We start from the raw sequence: 17,548 nt of genomic DNA, 5'->3' as shown, positions 1-17,548 counted from the left end.
GCATCAATGATGTGTAACAGACTGTGAGGGTGTGGGTTGTTGTTTGCTCGCGGGGTCAAGTCGTAGCAAGGTAATCGCCGTCAGCGCGATGATTCCCGGAACCAACGCTGCGCTGAGGATCTCTGTCAAAACCCAGCCGGCTGCCAACATCAAGCCGCCGCAAACGGGCCCTGTAATGGAACCCACTCGCCCGACGCCAAGTGCCCAGCCGATGCCTGTGGAGCGTATTTCCTGTGGGTACAACTCGGCGGCCAAAGCGTTAAGACCTGCCTGCGCGCCTTGCACCAAAATGCCCAGCAACAACATTGCGGGGAAAAGCGAATAAATAGAAACAGGCAATTGGCTGAGCGCCAGCACGATTGTCAGGTAGCCCATGAATTCGATGGTCAATACGTTGACCGACCCCCAGCGGTTCATCAGCCAGCCTTGTACGACCGAGCCGATCACACCTCCCAGGCTGAAGAGAATGATGGCGCGAATGCCCATGCTCAGCGGTGCATGGGCTGCCACTAACAGCGTCGGGATCCAGCTCATAATGAAGTACAAAATCAGCAAGTTCATGGCATACGGCAGCCAAAGCAGCAGGGTGCGGCGCCACATGCCGGCTGTGAAAAGACGACTCAGGGAGGTAGAGGAGGTTGCCTGTTGGCGTAGTTGGCCAAGACTGGCGGGCAGTTCTGCGAGGTTGGGTGCGAGCCGTTTAATGATAGCGCTGAGGGCAGCACGACTGCCGGGTTGGCGACTGAGGAACTCAACCGACTCTGGAAGCCGCCACACCACAACGCCGGCGACCAGCAACGGCAGCGCGCCACCGATCAGGAAAAGGTTTTCCCACCCCCAGGTAGCGAGCAGTTGGTCGACCGTCAAGCCAGCCAGCATGGCGCCCAGTGGCATGCCACAGAACAGCAGCGTCACGGCACTGCGCGAGTAACGTCGCGGGCTGTATTCAGAGATCAGCGCCACCAGGTTGGGAATTGCCCCGCCGAGGCCTATGCCGGTCAGAAAGCGCACGACGAGCAACTGCGAGACGTTGTTAACAAAAGCGGTCAGTAACGCGAATGTGCCGAACAGCAGGATCGACAACACCAGAATTCTCTTGCGCCCCAAGCGATCCGCCATAGGGGCCAGTAGCAGTGCGCCGAGCATCAAACCAAATAAACCCGCCGCGAACACCGGTGCCAAGGCTTGGGGCGTTACGTTCAAGGTTGATGCCATGGCAGTCACCAGAAAACCGACGATCTGGGTGTCGAATCCGTCTAGCACTGCGACCAGTACGCAGAGGGCGAGCCCCTCCCATTGCAACCGGCTGACAGGGAGGGCGTCAACGACGTCGCAGAGGATATTGCTGGGTGTAGGCGTATGCATGAACTGGCCTCTTATTGTTTTTATTGTCTGGGCAGGCAGGTGCCCTTGACTGAGGCTAAATCTATTACGAAGCAAAAATCCTGTAAAGATAAAATAAACCAAAATCCTAAATAGCAGGAAATATGATATTTTGGTTTCTCGTCGGCATGCACCATGGCAATGAGAGCCGCGTGCGGCTGCGTTTCCCTTATCAGGCTGCGGATGTCAGTTCATCAAATGAATAAGTGGATCACTCAATCATTCGGTCGCTTGATAGGCCGTTTTGGCATGCAGCCCGAGCTTCAGTGGCCTTCTCGGTCAGCACTGATTTTCAGTCTGCACACAACCACGGCAGCTCTCTTGGCGCTGGTCATCGCTCAAATGCTGGACCTGCACCATCCTTGGTGGGCTGCGATGACAGTCTGGCTGGTGGCGCAACCTACGCGAGGCCTCTTGATCGAACGCATCGGCGCGCGGCTGATCGGTACGGTGGTGGGAGCCATGGCAGGCGGACTTTTGCTGACGGTGTTCTTTGATCAGCAGCACTGGCTAATGCTCGTACTGGCAGCCTGGATCGCAGCGTGCGCCGGGTATGGAAACCTGTTTCGACATTTTCGAAATTACGGTTTTGTGCTGGCAGGCTACACCGCAGCGATCGTCGCGCTGTTTGGTATTCAAGACCCCGTGCTCGATGTGGACCTAGCCCTTGGCAGAATCTATTGCACCGTCATCGGCGTGTTGGCTTCAGCTTGTTTTTCATGGACGTTTACAGGCAAGTCCGCGTCCCTGGAATCCGTGTACAACCGACTCGATGCGCTGATTGTGGCCAGCGTTCACTACAGCCTCAAAAGGTTGCAGGCAGGCACTGCACACGATGCCAAAAGTTTTAGTGCGCTGTTGCAGGAACTAGCGGCGCTTGATCTGTGCCTGGATGAAATTGCTACAGGTTCTCGAACAATGCGTTTACGGGTCTTTCGCACTCGCGACACGCTGGGCGCGCTTGTCGATTTGCTCGTAAGTAGCCATTTCGATGTTGGCGAAAAACTCCGATTTCCCTCTGACCTGTTGGTAGCAACTCATCCTGAATCGGCAGCTGCAATGGTGCTCGCGGTGATCAATGAGGTCCACAAAAACACTGAAAACCTTGCCGCAGGCACGCTGTTCGTTGAAAAATTACAACGCGTCTTTGCAGCGTTGAATGCTTGTGAAACGCCAGGCAGGGAAGCGTTGCAATCAACTCAACAGCGCGACTGGCACGCAACATGCCTCGCGGGCTCCAGACCCTTGATTGCGATGTCCATCGCCACCGCAATGTGGTGGGGCCTGGGTTGGTCAGACGGTCCAATGATGGTCATGACGGCCGTGTTGTTCGCCTCGCTGTTCTCCAGCCATAGCCACGCCAGTGCGGCGTTAAAAGACGTACTTGTTGGCTCGACCGCTGGAGCCGTTCTTGGCGTGACCTGCCGTTTTTGGCTGTTACCTGAAGTGGGAACGGTGTGGGAGCTGGCCTTGGTTATCGCACCGTTTTTGATGATCGGAGCGTTGCTCATGGCTCGGCCCGGTACAGCAAAACTGGCCATCGACCTGAACATGACCTTTTTGTTAATCGCTCAACCTGGATTGCAGGTAGACACCTCCCTTGAACATACCCTGTTGCAGATGTTGGCAATTCTGGGCGGGGTGTTCACTGCCGTGCTGACCTACCGATGGTTGGTTCCTTCATCGCCAGGCTCCCAGCGCAAGCGCCTGTGCAAGCGCATTGCGCGGCTCGCACTGAAGATCTCGGATACACCTGCCCCACCTGCTCAGGCACGAATTTATGATCAAGTCAGGGGTCTTCTGACAAGTCTGATCAGCCTCGAAAAAAAGGCCTCTCCACTGCTCATTGCTGCGTTCGAATGCGCAGCGATTGCTCAGCTTTTCGCTCACCACCGAACTGATGAACATCACACCCTTGCACTGCACCAGCAATTGGAAAACCTCGCGACTTCCAGGCTGGCAAGCAAGAAGAATACTGGCGCTGACCTACTTTGAATCAACCGGAGAACACCCATGTCTGACCGCCCAACACCGTGGCAAAACTTTACTGGCCAATACATCGCCGGGGCCTGGCGTTCCGGAAGTACGCGCAAGGTCCTGGAGAACCGCAACCCTTATGACAACGCCCTGCTGACCGAGCTTTCGCTGGGTGATGTTAGCGACCTCGACGACGCCTACCAGGCGGCAGCAACCGCGCAGAAAGCATGGGCGCAGACGTTACCTAATGAGCGCTCAGCCTTGTTCATGCGCGCCGTTAGCGTACTGGAAGCCAGGCACGAAGAAATTGTCGACTGATTGATTCGTGAGTCAGGCAGCACGCGTACCAAAGCCGAAATCGAGTGGTCAGCGGTACGTTCGACCATGATCACGGCCGCGGCCATGCCTTCGAGAGTCGTCGGCCGCATTCTGCCAATCGACACCCCCGACAAAGAAAGCCGCGTTTACCGTAAACCATTGGGTGTGGTCGGGGTTATCAGTCCCTGGAACTGGCCGATGCACCTTTCCAATCGGTCTATCGCACCGGCGCTGGCACTCGGTAACGCCGTCGTCGTGAAGCCTGCCGACGATACGCCGGTGACCGGTGGTTTGTTGTTGGCGAAAATTTACGAAGAGGCCGGTTTTCCGCCGGGAGTTTTGAACGTGGTCGTGGGAGACGTGGCTGATTTGGGTGATGCCTTTACCCTGCACCCGATTCCAAAATTCATCTTCTTCACGGGATCGACTCGGGTCGGGCGGCACATTGGGCGCGTTGGCAGTCACAGGCCCGACGCTCAAGCGAGTCGGGTTGGAGTTGGGTGGGAATGCTCCGTGTGTGGTGCTTGATGACGCGGACCTCGATCTGGCGGTGCACGCCGCCGTTGTGGGGCGCTTCCTGCACCAAGGTCAAATCTGCATGAGCAGTAACCGGATTATCGTCGACGCCTCGTTGCAAAAGGATTTCGTCGAAGCGTTTGTCGAGCGCGTTCGCCAGTTGAAAGTCGGCGATCCTGACCTTGCAGATACAGTCATTGGCCCGCTGATCAACCGTCGCCAGTTGGAGGGCGCAGTGGCCCGGATCGAGGCGGCGAAAGCCGAAAGCATCGAGTTGTTGCTCGGTGGCGCTGCACACGGGTAGGTACTGCCGCCTCATGTGTTCGTCAATGTCGATAACATGAGTGACTTGGCCCAGGCTGAGCAATTTTGTCCTGTAGCGCCGATCATCACTGCGCGTGACGAGGCACATGCGCTGGAGCCGGCATGACTCACATCAACGACATCTCGGTCAATGATGATCCGAACAACACGTTTGGCGGCGAGAAAAACAGTGGTATCGGGCGATTCAACAGCGATTGGATCATCGCGGAGCTGACCAGCGATCACTGGAACTCGGTGCAACACAAACGTCGCGCTTATCCGTTTTAAGGTCAGGGTTTTAGTGGACTGATCGTATGGCATGAATGCCCCTTGAAAGGGGCGTTCCTTCATACAAAGACTGCCCTGCAGCGATACGTTATTTGCAGGGCAGTCAGTTGTGCGTTGCTGTTGCCAGAACGCTCGGCTAGACCTCTACCGGTGGGTTATGGGATCCAGTTCCCATGAAAACCCAGCGGTATATGATGATCCAGCTTTACCCGTGCCAATGGTGCGCCCGTGAAGTCGCTCGCGTCGTGGATCACCAGTTCGCTTTTGTTTGTCTGGGGATCCCACCAGACGACCAGCAACCAACCATCGTCTTCACTCACCGCATCGGGTTTGGCCACGAATATCGGCTCGGCAGGGGACACGTCCCTGTCACCTTCCAGTGTTTGGTACTCGGTTTTGCCTGAAATAAAATCGTGCTTTATCAGGCAATTGAAATCGTGGCTGTCACTTTTGGGCTGGTGTACACCGGCAAAGTAGCCGTATTGGTGTTTTGCACCCAGGAGTTTTTCATTGATCCTAGGAAATTCGACGGAGAAATTTCCGACCCGTGCTCGTGTCATCTGACCGGCATCGAGATCCAGGGTCCAGCGGTACAGCGCGGGAGGTGTGAACGGCGAGCGTCCAGCGTCAGGAAAAGGAAACGGAAAGAAATTCTCGACTTTTATATCATCGACAAACTGGAGGTCACTGACGCAGCCGTCGACGATTATTTTGCCATCTTCCTCGTAGGCGTTGACGAAGTGTGTGGTTTGGTAAGCTTCATCGGTGAACCATTGAGTTGCACCGGTCTGCCGATGGACCACCAGGGTTCGATTGCTCTGCTTTGGGTCAAACGTCCACGCAGATTTGCCTGCAGGAACTCGGTCGGGTGATTCTGGACGCCAGTTGATGGGCCCAAAGAAGAAGACAAAATGATTTTCAGTGAACATGAAGTCGTGAATATAGGCGGGGGCGTCAAGTGTAACGACGTGCTGTTTCAGGATGTTCCCTTGTTTGTCAGCCAGTGCACAGACGAATCGGCGGGTTTCGGGTTCGACCGTATACAATAGTAGTTCATTTTTTGCGGCGTCGGTATGGATATGCGCGGTAACCAGTGCATCAATTGCGCCGTGGAAATCAAAGGTACCAATGGTTTCCAGGGTGTTTCGGTCAAGTTCATAATAGTGTCTACCCGCCTCTTGCAGAGCCAATACGCGTCCGTCGATTTCCACGACATTGACGTTGGCTACTTGCTTGACGGCAGCCGGCCCCTTTTCAAGCTGTGGTTGAGCTACTTCGTAAGACCCGTAAATACCGTTGTAGAGCGATCTACCGGCTGCTTCTTCTTCCTTGAAACCCTCGGTGCGCACCCATTTATTGCGGTAGTTGACAGCGCCGTTGCTGATATAAAACCCATGAACCATGCCATCTCCGTCGAACCAGTGGTATCGGTCAGGGCGAGCAGGCTCCCAACGCTGGTTGGATCCGGTTCGAAAAAGCACGCCCTCAAGTTCAGGCGGCACAGTACCTTCTATGCGAAGTTCATTGGCGATGATTTCGTTGGAGATGGGTTGGCGAATACCTTGTAAAAAGGGGCTGCTATTGTTCCACATGATGTATCTCCCGAAGGCTAATAGGGGTGTCTTATTAAGGGTTAATAGAATGCTAGCCTTTGGTGTTATTGCTGTCTCCGGGTTGTGAGTACGAATTCTTATGGAGTGTTGGTACTGAGGTGCATGCAGTTGTTTATGTTGAGCTCGTCACGGTTTATGTGGTCGCGCGATCAAGGCAGGATTGCAAAGAATACCTGCCGTTGACCTGCCTCAGGTTCGCGGAGTTGGTGTTTTATTTATACCGGCTTGCCAGACTCAACTATCCGTACAGACTTTTTGTGGGTAAATGCCAGGTAGCTGTATCGGCCGTGATATTCGCCCATCCCTGAACCGCCCACCCCACCGAACGGCAGGTATGGCGAAAACGCGTGCACCAGCACGCCGTTGACCTGAGCATCGCCGGCTTGAATGTGGTCGATGACGGGGTTGGCATTGGCTGTGTGGCCTGTGAACACATACACGGCCAGTGGTTTGGAGTGATGTTGATTGATGAGATCGACTGCATTATCCACCGAATCAAAAGTCAGCACCGGCAAAATGGGCCCAAACAGCTCTTCGGCCATCAGCGCATCGTCCCATTGCACTTGGTCGACCACGGTGGCGCTGAATACGCGCCGTTCTGGGTCTGCATCGCCGCCGACCAGCACCTTGCCCGCGCTCTTGCTCAACAAGTTTTGAAGACGCGATACTTGTTGGCTCGTGACGACTTTTCCCGTGGAACCTATGTCGGGCAGGTCCTGCTGAATGCGCTGCGTCAGGCGAGTTAGCAGTTCATCCTTGATGCTGCTGTGGACGTACAAGTAATCCGGTGCGATGCAGGTCTGGCCGCTGTTGATGAACTTGCCAAACATCAGCTGCGACACCACCAGATCGACATCGGCATCGGCCAGGGCAATCAAAGGGCACTTGCCGCCTAGTTCCAGGATCACTGGTGTGAGGTGCGCGGCGGCTGCCTGCATCACTATCTTGCCGACGTTAGGGCTGCCCGTGAAAAAGATGAAATCGAACGGCAAGCTCAGCAGGTGAGTATTCTCATCGCGTCCACCCTGAACCACAGCTATGTAGTTGGGAGAGAACGCTTCCTGAATGATTTTCTCGAGGACCAGTGAAGTGTTGGGGGTGGTTTCGGAGGGCTTAAGGATGCAAGTGTTGCCGCCAATGATTGCGCCTATCAGCGGCGTCAGCGTCAGGTTTACGGGGTAGTTAAACGGCCCGATGATGTAAGTAACGCCAAAGGGCTCTTGCGTGACATAGCACTGGGACGGCGCAATCAGGTCTGCGGTGGGTACCGTTTCTGGTGTCGCCCACTCGTCAAGGTGGGCGAGGGCGAAATCGATTTCGTGGAGGACTGCGCCGATCTCCGCGAGGTCCACATCGGCCTTGGGTTTTCCTAAATCTTCGTCCAGTGCGACGTACAGCGCCTCTTTGTGATTGAGCACTGCCTGTTTCAGGCGCTCCAGGCTGTGTTTGCGAAACTCGATGGGGTGGGTTTGGCGGGAGGCGAAATAGGCACGCTGCGACTCGAATACTGCATCGATGGACTCGGAGCTTGGATAGTTCATGGGTTGTCACCTTATCGAATTCAGTGGATGTTTATGAGCGTCACGCAGATCAGCGAAAGTAATCTTCACAGAGCATTTTGGCAGCGTGCAGGGCCAGCGCCTGAGTGGGCGCGTTGGTGTTGCCGCTAGTAATGTTGGGCATGATCGAGGCATCGATGACACGCAGATGCTCCACGCCTTTCACACGCAGGCGACCATCAACGACGGCACCTTCGTCCTTGCCCATGCGACAGGTGCCGACCGGGTGCCACATGGTGGTGGCGACGCGTTTGACCCATTCGCCAATCTGCTCATCGGATTGCACGCTGGGACCCGGTGAGACCTCTTCGTCGATCACCGGCGCTAGCGATTCCTGAGTCAGGACATGGCGCATGGCTTTCACCGACTCAACGGCCACTTTCAAATCGTATTCGTGGCCGATGAAATTTGGGTTGATCAGCGGCATAGAGGTAGGGTCAGCGTCAGCCAAACGTACCCAGCCGCGGCTTTTAGGCTGAAGCACCACTAACTCGAAGGTCACGCCGGGGCGCGTACCGGTAGGGCTCAAGCCGTCTTTGGAAATGATTGGTACGTGATAGCACTGAACGGTAGGGTCGCCCTGTAAGTTCAGGGGATCCCAATAGCTGACCGTCTCGATACCGCTGCCTGCGGCCGGGCCGTCTTTGGTCAGGATGTAGCGGATCCCTGCCTTCAGCGTCCCAAGGCCCTGGGCAACGCTTTGATAGCCCAAGTTCCCTTTCACATAGGCGCTGAGCGGTACGATAGGGTGGTCATGTAGGTTTTCGCCCACGCCGGGGGAATCGACCATCACCTCAATGCCGAATTCCTGCAACTGGGTCTTGGGGCCTATGCCGGAATGCATGAGAATCTTCGGGCTGTGTACCGCCCCGGCGCTGAGTATGACCTGCTTGCCCTGGATTTGCTGCGTAGTCCCGCCCTGGAGTATTTCGACCCCTACCGCGCGGTGGCTATCGATCAGCACCCGAGTGACCGTTGTGTTCGCCAGCAAGGTGACGCGGCCACTCTCCAGATGACGGCGCAGGTGCGCGACTACGGCACTGCAACGGCGACTGTTCTCGATGTTCGATTGCACCGGTGACACACCGATCTGGCTGGCGCCGTTGTAATCCGGATTGTAGGGCAGGCCGTATTCCTGAAATGCCTTCAGGCAATACTGGTTCAGTTCGTTGATCCCTTTGGGCAGCTGCACGGCCAGATTGCCTTGGGTGCCATGATGTTCATCATGGAACGTGTCGTTTTTTTCTTGCTCGATGAAGGCACGCCACATGCTGGCGTGATTCCAGTCCCCGTCGCCTGCGGTGGCTTCGTCCCACGCATCGAAGTCGCGTTTTTGGCCACGCACATACGCCATGGCATTTACCGACGTGCCTCCCCCCAACACCTTGCCGGAGCGAAAGCGTCGCTCAGTACCATGCTGGGCGACGGTGGAATGGGTCCACACGTGTTTATCCTTGGCCAGGATGGTGCCGAAGCCGGCTGGAATATGGATCAGCGGGTCGGAATCCTTGCCGCCGGCTTCGATCACGGCAATGCTGGCCCGACTGTTCTCGGCCAGATAACTGGCCACCACGCATCCGGCTGCACCACTTCCTACAATCAGCACGTCAAAGCTTTTAGTTGTCATATTTACCCACTGCGGATCGCTCTTGAACGGATGAGTATTGAGGGGGGATAGCGCACTGCCTATCAGACATCGCTATCAAAAGCCGAGATCAGGAATCGTTTAAGCGGGCGCTTTCGCTGTTCAGATTTTACAAATCTGAACAGTACAGTTGGACAACACATAGTACTTTGCCACTCTTTAAAAATCAAAAATAGCGCATTACGATAAAAGCGCTCTATATTGTCTGAGCAAGCTTGCCTACAATCCGGCCAGGCAGGTCCGTAATGATCGATCTGACAAGAGGAGCCTCCAGTGCCCAAAACGCTGCTGCAAAAACTCTGGGAAACGCACGTCGTACGTCATGACCCGGACGGTTCGGCGATGCTTTACATCGATCTGCAGTTGATCAATGAAGTCACCAGCCCCCAGGCTTTTGAAGGTTTATCGGCAGCGGGGCTGAACCCTTGGCGAAGCGGCACGATCATCGCCACCTCGGACCACAATGTGCCGACTAGGGACTTGGCTCTGGGCATTCAGGATCCGGTAGCGAAAATTCAGGTTCAGACGCTTGAGCGTAACTGCGATGACCTGAACCTGCGCCACTTTAAAATGGGTGATCAAAGGCAGGGCATTTTGCATGTCATCGCGCCTGAATCTGGCGCCAGTCTTCCGGGAATGACCATCGTCTGTGGCGACTCTCATACCAGTACCCATGGTGCTTTCGCGGCCTTGGCATTTGGCATCGGCACTTCCGAGATCGAGCACGTTCTCGCCACCCAGTGCCTGCGTGTTTCACCCATGGCGGCGATGAAGGTTCAGATCGACGGCGAATTGCAGCCGTTCGTGACCGCAAAAGACTTGGCCCTGAGCTTGATTCGCAAAATCGGTACTGCGGGGGCCACCGGTCATGCAATCGAGTTCACGGGCAGCACGGTCAGTAGCATGTCCATGGAAGCGCGGATGACCCTTTGCAATATGGCAATCGAAGCCGGAGCTCGCGTCGGGCTGATCGGTGTAGACGAGACCACACTGGCCTACCTGCACGGCCGACCTCATGCGCCGCGAGACGCAGGCTGGGAGGCCGCCGCTACGTTTTGGCGCACGCTTCACAGCGACCCTGGGGCAATTTTCCAACAGGTGGTGAACCTGGATGCAGCAAAAGTTGCCCCTCAAGTTTCATGGGGAACTTCTCCGCAAATGGTGTGCGATGTTCTAGAAAAGGTGCCCGACCCCGCGGACGAAGTAGACCCCGCTAAACGTCAGGCCTTGGTCAGCGCGCTCGACTATATGGGGATTACAGCGGGCACAGCCATCGTTTCAATCGAACTCGACAAGATTTTCATAGGCTCCTGCACCAATGCACGCATCGAGGACCTGCGGGCAGCTGCCCAGGTTGTAGTCGGTCAAAAAGTATCCACGCGTATCAAACAAGCATTGGTGGTGCCGGGATCAGGACAGGTCAAAGCCATGGCTGAAGCCGAGGGCTTGGACAGGATATTCATCGACGCTGGGTTTGAATGGCGCGAGCCCGGTTGTTCGATGTGCTTGGGAATGAACGAGGACCGGCTGCTCCCTGGGGAGCGTTGTGCATCTACGTCCAATCGCAATTTCGAGGGGCGTCAGGGGCAGGGTGGCAGAACTCACCTCGTGAGCCCGGTCACTGCAGCAGCGGCGGCCCTGGCAGGACATTTCGTTGATATAACCGCTGCCCAGATAAGGAGTTGAAAGGCCGTGAAACCATTCAAGCAGTTTTGTGCAGTAGCGGCGCCGCTTGATCGAATCAATGTGGACACGGACGCCATTTTGCCGAAGCAATTCATGAAATTGATCAGCAAATATGGCTATGGCGATTACCTGTTCGATAACTGGCGTTATCTAGACCAAGGCCAACCTGGGGACGACTGCTCGGTACGACCGCTCAACGAGCAGTTCATGCTCAACCAGCCCCGGTTCAAGTCAGCGCAAATCCTGCTGTGCCGAGATAATTTCGGTTGTGGTTCGAGCCGCGAGCACGCGCCGTGGGCCTTGCGTGATTTCGGGTTCAAAGCGCTGCTCAGCACCAGTTTCGCAGATATTTTTTATGGCAACTGCCTTAAGAACGGCGTGCTGCCCATCGTGTTGACCAAGGATGAAATGGATCACCTGTTCTCACTCGCGGCCCGTGATGCTGCGTTGCAACTTGAGATCAATCTAGCGGACCAAACCGTTTCCCAGCCTGAGGGCGTGATCTACCGTTTCGAGATCGATGCATTCCGCAAAAAATGCGTGATGTTGGGGCTCGATGAAATCAGCCTGACGCTCGCTCAAGCCGACGACGTGCGCTTATACGAAAGCAAGCGACGCGCCACCGAGCCTTGGCTGTTTCCAGAGAGCTGACGGCGTTGTGTATTTCATGATCCAGAAGACGCCAACACCGTCATTTTCTGCGTCATCTCGGCCCCGGCCTTCGCAACAATAGGCGCGAGCAGTGTTCTGACTTCCGGGGAGGCATCGACGACGGGTATCACGATGCTGATGCTGCCGATCACCCGTTTATCGTCAAAAACGGCGGCTGAAATACCCGCAGCGCTATTGCCCAATTCGCCTGAAGTGATGACTACGGACTCGTTTCTCAGCGATCTCAGTGTCTGCTTGACTTGCGCCCAATTGGCCCCAAGGCCAAAGCGCTCGAATTCGCCCGTTACGCCTTCGTAGTAGGGTTTGACCTGGCGCAATGGCAGGTGCGCCAGGATGACCTTTGAGGCTGCGCCTTGGTAAAGGGGCCTTGGGAGGCCGCGCTCATAGCTGATGTCTTGCTTGAAACGGGTGGTGAACTCCTCATGCACGCACATGACGTGCTCTTGGAAGTACCGGCATAAAATCGCGATGCTGTCAGCGGGGGCCGCATTCAGCATGTCACCCATGACCAACCTTGCAGCCTGGATCATCGGATCACCCAACCGCATTTTTCTATCCAACGCGATGATTGCTGGGCCCAGCACGTAGCGCCCCGGGGTAAAGGCGCTGATGTATCCGGCACCCGACAGGGTTCGAAAGTAACGGTACGTATGGCTCGCCGATAGTCCTAACTCGATCGCCGCTTCGTCCACAGACCAATCAGATTTGCTGTCTCCACTGAACAATTCGAGCAGGCGCATCAAGCGATCCTGGGAGCTGCCTTTGGGATCTTCTGCGCCTGAGACTTGCATGGCTGACGCGCCGGTTACCTGCTGCTTTATCAACCCTGCCCCCTTAGAAAGGTGTGCTTGACGGAGCCCGCATGTTACCGCCAAGCTCGACCACGAGGTGAGTAAAAACAAAAATAGCGCCATAAGATAAAAGCGTTGACACTTTTTGGAAAAAACATAATTATCGTATTACAACAAATAATACAAAACACCTTAAGGTGTGAGGGTTCCATCATGAGCCAGCTAGCGCAGCCATCGTCCCCCGTCCTCGACATCGCCCCTATTCTCGATCACGGAGAGTGGACGTCCTATCAAAAGCGAATTCTCTTCTTGGTCGCCCTCGTCATGGTGTTCGATGGCGTGGACGCGCAGGTGCTTAGCCTGTCGCTGTCCTCCATTTCAGCCGAATGGGGTATCAGCCGCGCAGCCTTTGCACCGGTGCTTGGATTCAGTTTCGTGGCCATGGCACTGGGGACGGCCCTCGGGGGCCTGTTGGGCGACCGCATCGGCAGAAAATGGACCCTCATCGCGTCCAGCGTAACGTTTGGCCTGATGACGTTATTGGGCGCGCTCGCCGATGACATCGTCTTTCTGGGCGTCTGCCGAGTGATTGCATCGTTGGGCATGGGAGCAGCCATGCCTAACGTCACGGCAATGCTGGCTGAGTACACACCTTTGCGCCGGCGCAGCCTTGCCCTCGCCATCGGGATGAGCGCGTTGCCTTTTGGCGGTATTGTCGTTGGCCTGTTAGGGGCGCAAATTCTTCCTGCCCTTGGCTGGCGCAGTTTTTTCGTGATTGCGGGGTGTGCGCCGTTGATCGTCGCGCTGACGCTGATCATTGGCGTCCCAGAGTCGCTGAGATTTCTGGTGGCGCGCGGCATCAAGCCGGCAGCGTGCCTGAACATCATTCGCCACCTGGGGCATGCGGTGTCATTGACCACCACGTTGGAGGACAGCGGCGAAGCGGCTGCAGTCAAGAAGGCTTCGGTGCGAACGTTAATGGCCAGCGAATATGCCGGCGACACACGGGTTCTGGCGGTCGCTTTCTTTACCGTGATTCTGTCTAGCTACCTCATGTTTACCTGGTCCCCCTCCCTGTTCGTCGAGGCCGGTTACAGCGTCAGTATGTCCAGCGCAAGTATGGCGTTGTTCAGCCTCGGTGGCCTGATTGGAGGGGTGGGCGGCGGCTGGCTGTTCAGTCGCTTCGGTTCGCGCAAAACCATGCTCTGCATGGCGGCGGGGGCGTTGGCCTGCTGCGCTGCGCTGATGGTAACGCCGTTGCAACCTGCTGCGAATTCGCTCCCTATCATCACCGTTAGCCTGCTGCTGCTCGGCCTCTGCGTACCGGGCACACAAGCAATCCTATTCGTGCTGGCGGCGCAGATATTCCCTACCTCAATGCGTGCAAGTGGCGTCGGTTTGCCCGCAGCTTTCGGACGGCTGGGCGCGGTGCTGAGCGCTTTCATCGGCCCCTGGATTCTTGCCAGCACAGGCACTCGGTTCTTCGGTTTTATAGCAGCCATGATGTTGATTCTTTTTGTCGCGCTGACCCTCGTCCGTCGCCACATCGCACGGACCGCAAACCAAGACCGTAGCGATGCACGGCTGAACGAAGTTCGATAGATAGGTAAGGAGATATTTGTGAGTAACAATGCCTTTAGAGATCACATTGCCCATGACAACATGACGCCCCTCTGGGAGGTATTGCGCGGGCTTACCCCGCGCGAGCCCAAGCAGACGGCGGACCCCGTAATCTGGCGCGCCGAAACCATTCGCCAAAATATGAAAATGGCCTGTGAGGTCATCTCCGCCGAAGATGCGGAGCGCCGTGTGCTTGTCCTAGAAAACCCTAAGTTTCGGGGCAAGTCGCAGATAACGTCATCCCTCTATGCGGGTATTCAAATGATCCTGCCCGGGGAGGTCGCCCCCAGTCATCGCCATACGGCGTCTGCGCTAAGACTGATTTTAAGTGGCCAGGGTGGGTTCACTACGGTGCATGGCGAAAAGGTACTAATGAACCCGGGTGACTTTGTCATCACGCCCACGAACGTTTTTCATGACCATGGTGCGCAGGGCACGGAACCTGTGATGTGGCTGGACGGCCTGGATGTGCCTGTTGTGCAAATGCTCAACGCCGGTTTCTCTGCTGATGACCCGAATCTACGTCAGGCCCTGACACGCCCGACAGGCGACTCCAATGCGCGATTCGCCGCTGGCCTGAGACCTGTAGGCGACACCCACGGCGGCCCCGTCAGCCCACTTTTTCACTACCCCTATTCGCGCACGCGTGCAGCGCTTGAACAGTTGTCGCTCGTCGATGAGTGGGACGCGTGCAACGGTTTCAAACTGATGTTTACCAACCCAACGAATGGGCTGTCCCCGATTCGCTCGATGGGTGCCTTTATGCAGATGTTCCCAGCAGGGTTCAAGGGCACGAGCTTTCGTGAAACCGACGGAGCTGTTTGCTGCGTGGTTGAAGGCAGCCTGCGCGTTCAGGTCGGTGACCAAACGTGGACAGCCTGCAAGGACGACGTATTTGTTGTTCCGGGTTGGGCATGGCGTTGTTTTGAGGCGGACGAGCAATGCGTACTGTTCAGCTTTTCCGATCGACCGTTGCAAGAACACCTCGGTTTTTGGCGCAGCGAAATCAATCCGAGCGCAACTACTACACCAGGAGAAAAACCATGAAAATTTGTCTGTTTAACGATAACCGTTTGGGCCTGATTGAGGGCGACATTGTCTATGACGTTTCCCAAGCACTGCGTATTTTGTCACCTGCCCGTTATCCGTTTCCGCGCCATGACCTGCTGATCGCTAACCTGGCCGAGCTACGCCCCGAAATCTCGCTTGCCAAGGGAAGCGCAGCGGTCTTCAAGTTAAGCGATGTCGAGCTGCTTAGCCCCGTCGGTAACCCAGGCAAAATTGTGGCTGCGCCTGTCAACTATCAAGCTCACCTTGATGAAGCCATCGCAGACACGGAGACGTTTACACGTGCCAATGTCCGAAAAATCCAGGAGACGGGCCTCTTCCTGAAAGCTACCAGCTCGCTGATCGGTGTCAGTAAACCGATTGTGATTAATCTTCCAGAGCGCCGTACCGATCACGAAATCGAGCTAGTCGCTGTTATTGGCAAGCGTGCCAAGGATGTGAAGGCGAAAGACGCACTGGCCTATGTTGCCGGATACAGCATTGGCCTGGACATCACGATCCGCGGGCCTGAAGAGCGAAGCTTGCGCAAATCGTTGGACACTTACTCGGTGTTGGGGCCATGGCTTGTCACGGCTGATGAGCTCAGCGACCCACAGGGCTTGGAGTTGCTGCTGGAGGTTAATGGTGAGAAACGCCAGCACGCCAATACTCGGGATTTGATCATGAACGTGGCAGAGCTGATCGAATTCGCCTCGACCTATTACACACTTGAGCCGGGTGATTTGTTGTACACCGGAACGCCCGAAGGTGTGGGTCCCATTGTTCACGGTGATCAGATCAAAGCACGAATTGAAGGGATTGGTGAAATTGTTGTCGAGGTCGTGTCGTCATGAGCCTACAAGATCCAATTGTAATCATTGGGGGGGGCATTGGCGGTCTGGCAGCAGCGCTGGCACTCTCACATAAGGGCTTCAAAACGCTCTTAATCGAACAGGCCGAAGAGTTTCGCGAAGTCGGTGCGGGGATCCAGGTGGGTCCTAACGGTTTTCGCGTGTTGGAGACGCTCGGCGTTGCTGATCAGGTACGCGAACTTACCGTGTTACCCGATGATTTGATCTTCATGGACAGTGTCAGCGCTGAGGTGGTTACCACCATCCCGACAGGCGCAGCGTTTCGGGAACGTTTCAAGTATCCCTACGCCTTGGTGCATCGTGCGGACCTGCATTCGGTTCTTCTGGCCGCGTGTCGCGAGTCCGCTGATGTCGACTTCAGGATCGCCACAAAAGTGGTGGGCTACGAAGATGATGGCCTGTCCGTGTGCGTGACCACTGACCAAGGTGAAACCATTCGGGGTTGCGCACTGATTGGCGCAGATGGATTGTGGTCGAAAGTCAGAGAGAAAATTGTCGGTGACGGTGCGCCTGTGGTCTCCGGGCACATTGCGTACCGGGCGGTGTTGCCCATTGAGGACGTGCCGCTTGAGTTTCGACGCAACTCGATGATTCTTTGGGGGGGGCCAAAGTCCCACCTGGTCCAGTACCCGCTTCGAGGTGGAAAACTATTCAACCTGGTCGCAGTCTTCCACAGCGACCGCTATGTAGAGGGCTGGAACACCGAGGGAGACCCTGAAGAATTACGCCGTCGGTTTGCCGGCACGTGTGACACCGTACAAACGCTCCTGTCCAAAATTGAAAGCTGGCGGATGTGGGTATTGTGCGATCGTGAACCCGTGAAAAACTGGAGTGAGGGACGTACCACGCTTCTGGGCGATGCCGCGCACCCCATGTTGCAATACCTTGCACAAGGGGCGTGTATGGCGATGGAAGATGGCGTCGTACTCGCACAGGAAATCGAAAAGTGTCAGGGTGATTTTGAGTCAGCTTTTAAGGCATATCAGGCTCGCCGATACCTTCGCACTGGCCGTTGCCAGGTGATGGCACGTGTTCATGGAGAGTTCTACCATGCCGAAGGAGTGGCAGCCGAACTGCGTAACGGTATGCTCGCCGCACGCACCCCTGAACAAGCATATGCCGGTCTCACCTGGTTATATGACGCGATAATTTAGAACTCCCAGTGACGGTCAATTATTCAACGTGCTCACGTTGCCGGGTTGATCGTCGCTTTCTGCTGTACGCAATGATCATTCTATAAAAATAAAAAGGGTGAAAT

General features: G+C 55.8%; 12 protein-coding genes and 1 pseudogene. 8 read left to right on the top strand and 5 right to left on the bottom strand.

Features of this window, described 5'->3' with window-relative positions; genetic code table 11:
• Positions 1-3 precede the first annotated feature (3 nt).
• Entirely contained in the window at positions 4-1,365 is a 1,362-nt protein-coding gene (locus ATY02_RS21910; protein ID WP_020300870.1) for an MFS transporter, read from the bottom strand.
• Between the two features lie 216 nt (positions 1,366-1,581).
• On the opposite strand from ATY02_RS21910, the gene ATY02_RS21905 reads away from it, so the two are divergent.
• Together ATY02_RS21905 and ATY02_RS21900 are read left to right on the top strand one after the other, a co-directional pair.
• A complete protein-coding gene (locus ATY02_RS21905) occupies positions 1,582-3,378 on the top strand; it encodes an FUSC family protein (protein WP_020300869.1) in 1,797 nt (598 codons plus the stop codon).
• Between the two features lie 18 nt (positions 3,379-3,396).
• Positions 3,397-4,785, top strand: a pseudogene (locus ATY02_RS21900) (aldehyde dehydrogenase family protein).
• A 155-nt stretch (positions 4,786-4,940) separates the two neighbouring features.
• On the opposite strand, the gene ATY02_RS21895 reads toward ATY02_RS21900, so the two are convergent.
• The 3 genes from ATY02_RS21895 to ATY02_RS21885 form a co-directional block, all read right to left on the bottom strand.
• Complete coding sequence (locus ATY02_RS21895; protein WP_020300866.1) at positions 4,941-6,377, bottom strand: carotenoid oxygenase family protein; 1,437 nt, start codon at positions 6,375-6,377, stop codon at positions 4,941-4,943.
• Positions 6,378-6,613: 236 nt separating this feature from the next.
• Positions 6,614-7,939: an NAD(P)-dependent benzaldehyde dehydrogenase MdlD gene (gene mdlD, locus ATY02_RS21890; protein WP_020300865.1), complete on the bottom strand. Its 1,326-nt coding sequence runs from the start codon at positions 7,937-7,939 to the stop codon at positions 6,614-6,616.
• 49 nt (positions 7,940-7,988) lie between these two features.
• Positions 7,989-9,584, bottom strand: coding sequence for a GMC family oxidoreductase (locus tag ATY02_RS21885; RefSeq protein WP_032904492.1), 1,596 nt, complete (start codon positions 9,582-9,584; stop codon positions 7,989-7,991).
• 291 nt (positions 9,585-9,875) lie between these two features.
• Between ATY02_RS21885 and leuC the strand changes: the two genes are divergently transcribed.
• Entirely contained in the window at positions 9,876-11,288 is a 1,413-nt protein-coding gene (gene leuC, locus ATY02_RS21880; RefSeq protein WP_020300863.1) for a 3-isopropylmalate dehydratase large subunit, read from the top strand.
• Between the two features lie 6 nt (positions 11,289-11,294).
• Entirely contained in the window at positions 11,295-11,939 is a 645-nt protein-coding gene (gene leuD, locus ATY02_RS21875; RefSeq protein WP_020300862.1) for a 3-isopropylmalate dehydratase small subunit, read from the top strand.
• A gap of 14 nt (positions 11,940-11,953) precedes the next feature.
• Here the strand turns inward: leuD and ATY02_RS21870 are convergent, their stop codons facing one another.
• Positions 11,954-12,700, bottom strand: coding sequence for an IclR family transcriptional regulator (locus ATY02_RS21870; RefSeq protein WP_032904489.1), 747 nt, complete (start codon positions 12,698-12,700; stop codon positions 11,954-11,956).
• A gap of 264 nt (positions 12,701-12,964) precedes the next feature.
• On the opposite strand from ATY02_RS21870, the gene ATY02_RS21865 reads away from it, so the two are divergent.
• From ATY02_RS21865 to ATY02_RS21850, 4 genes are read left to right on the top strand one after another with little or no spacing between them, the layout of a single operon-like run.
• Entirely contained in the window at positions 12,965-14,353 is a 1,389-nt protein-coding gene (locus ATY02_RS21865) for an MFS transporter (RefSeq protein WP_020300860.1), read from the top strand.
• Between the two features lie 18 nt (positions 14,354-14,371).
• On the top strand, positions 14,372-15,418 hold the full coding sequence (locus ATY02_RS21860; RefSeq protein ID WP_020300859.1) for a cupin domain-containing protein: 1,047 nt from the start codon (positions 14,372-14,374) through the stop codon (positions 15,416-15,418).
• Positions 15,415-16,272: a fumarylacetoacetate hydrolase family protein gene (locus ATY02_RS21855; protein ID WP_020300858.1), complete on the top strand. Its 858-nt coding sequence runs from the start codon at positions 15,415-15,417 to the stop codon at positions 16,270-16,272. The genes ATY02_RS21860 and ATY02_RS21855 overlap by 4 nt, the downstream gene beginning before the upstream one ends.
• Positions 16,269-17,444, top strand: coding sequence for a 3-hydroxybenzoate 6-monooxygenase (locus ATY02_RS21850; protein WP_020300857.1), 1,176 nt, complete (start codon positions 16,269-16,271; stop codon positions 17,442-17,444). Before ATY02_RS21855 ends, ATY02_RS21850 begins: the two co-directional genes overlap by 4 nt.
• Positions 17,445-17,548 lie beyond the last annotated feature (104 nt).

The sequence above is a fragment of the Pseudomonas sp. BIOMIG1BAC genome (assembly GCF_001705995.2).
Taxonomy (GTDB): Bacteria; Pseudomonadota; Gammaproteobacteria; order Pseudomonadales; family Pseudomonadaceae; genus Aquipseudomonas; species Aquipseudomonas sessilinigenes.
The sequence above is the reverse complement of the archived record's forward strand: the minus strand, read 5'-3'. Positions and strand labels throughout refer to the sequence as shown.

Coding starts and splice junctions, on each gene's coding strand:
- ATY02_RS21850 (WP_020300857.1), top strand. CDS start 16,269: ATGAGCCTACAAGATCCAATTGTAATCATTGGGGGGGGCATTGGCGGT.
- ATY02_RS21855 (WP_020300858.1), top strand. CDS start 15,415: ATGAAAATTTGTCTGTTTAACGATAACCGTTTGGGCCTGATTGAGGGC.
- ATY02_RS21885 (WP_032904492.1), bottom strand. CDS start 9,584: ATGACAACTAAAAGCTTTGACGTGCTGATTGTAGGAAGTGGTGCAGCC.
- ATY02_RS21910 (WP_020300870.1), bottom strand. CDS start 1,365: ATGCATACGCCTACACCCAGCAATATCCTCTGCGACGTCGTTGACGCC.
- ATY02_RS21895 (WP_020300866.1), bottom strand. CDS start 6,377: ATGTGGAACAATAGCAGCCCCTTTTTACAAGGTATTCGCCAACCCATC.
- ATY02_RS21865 (WP_020300860.1), top strand. CDS start 12,965: ATGAGCCAGCTAGCGCAGCCATCGTCCCCCGTCCTCGACATCGCCCCT.
- ATY02_RS21905 (WP_020300869.1), top strand. CDS start 1,582: ATGAATAAGTGGATCACTCAATCATTCGGTCGCTTGATAGGCCGTTTT.
- mdlD (WP_020300865.1), bottom strand. CDS start 7,939: ATGAACTATCCAAGCTCCGAGTCCATCGATGCAGTATTCGAGTCGCAG.
- ATY02_RS21870 (WP_032904489.1), bottom strand. CDS start 12,700: ATGCGCCTGCTCGAATTGTTCAGTGGAGACAGCAAATCTGATTGGTCT.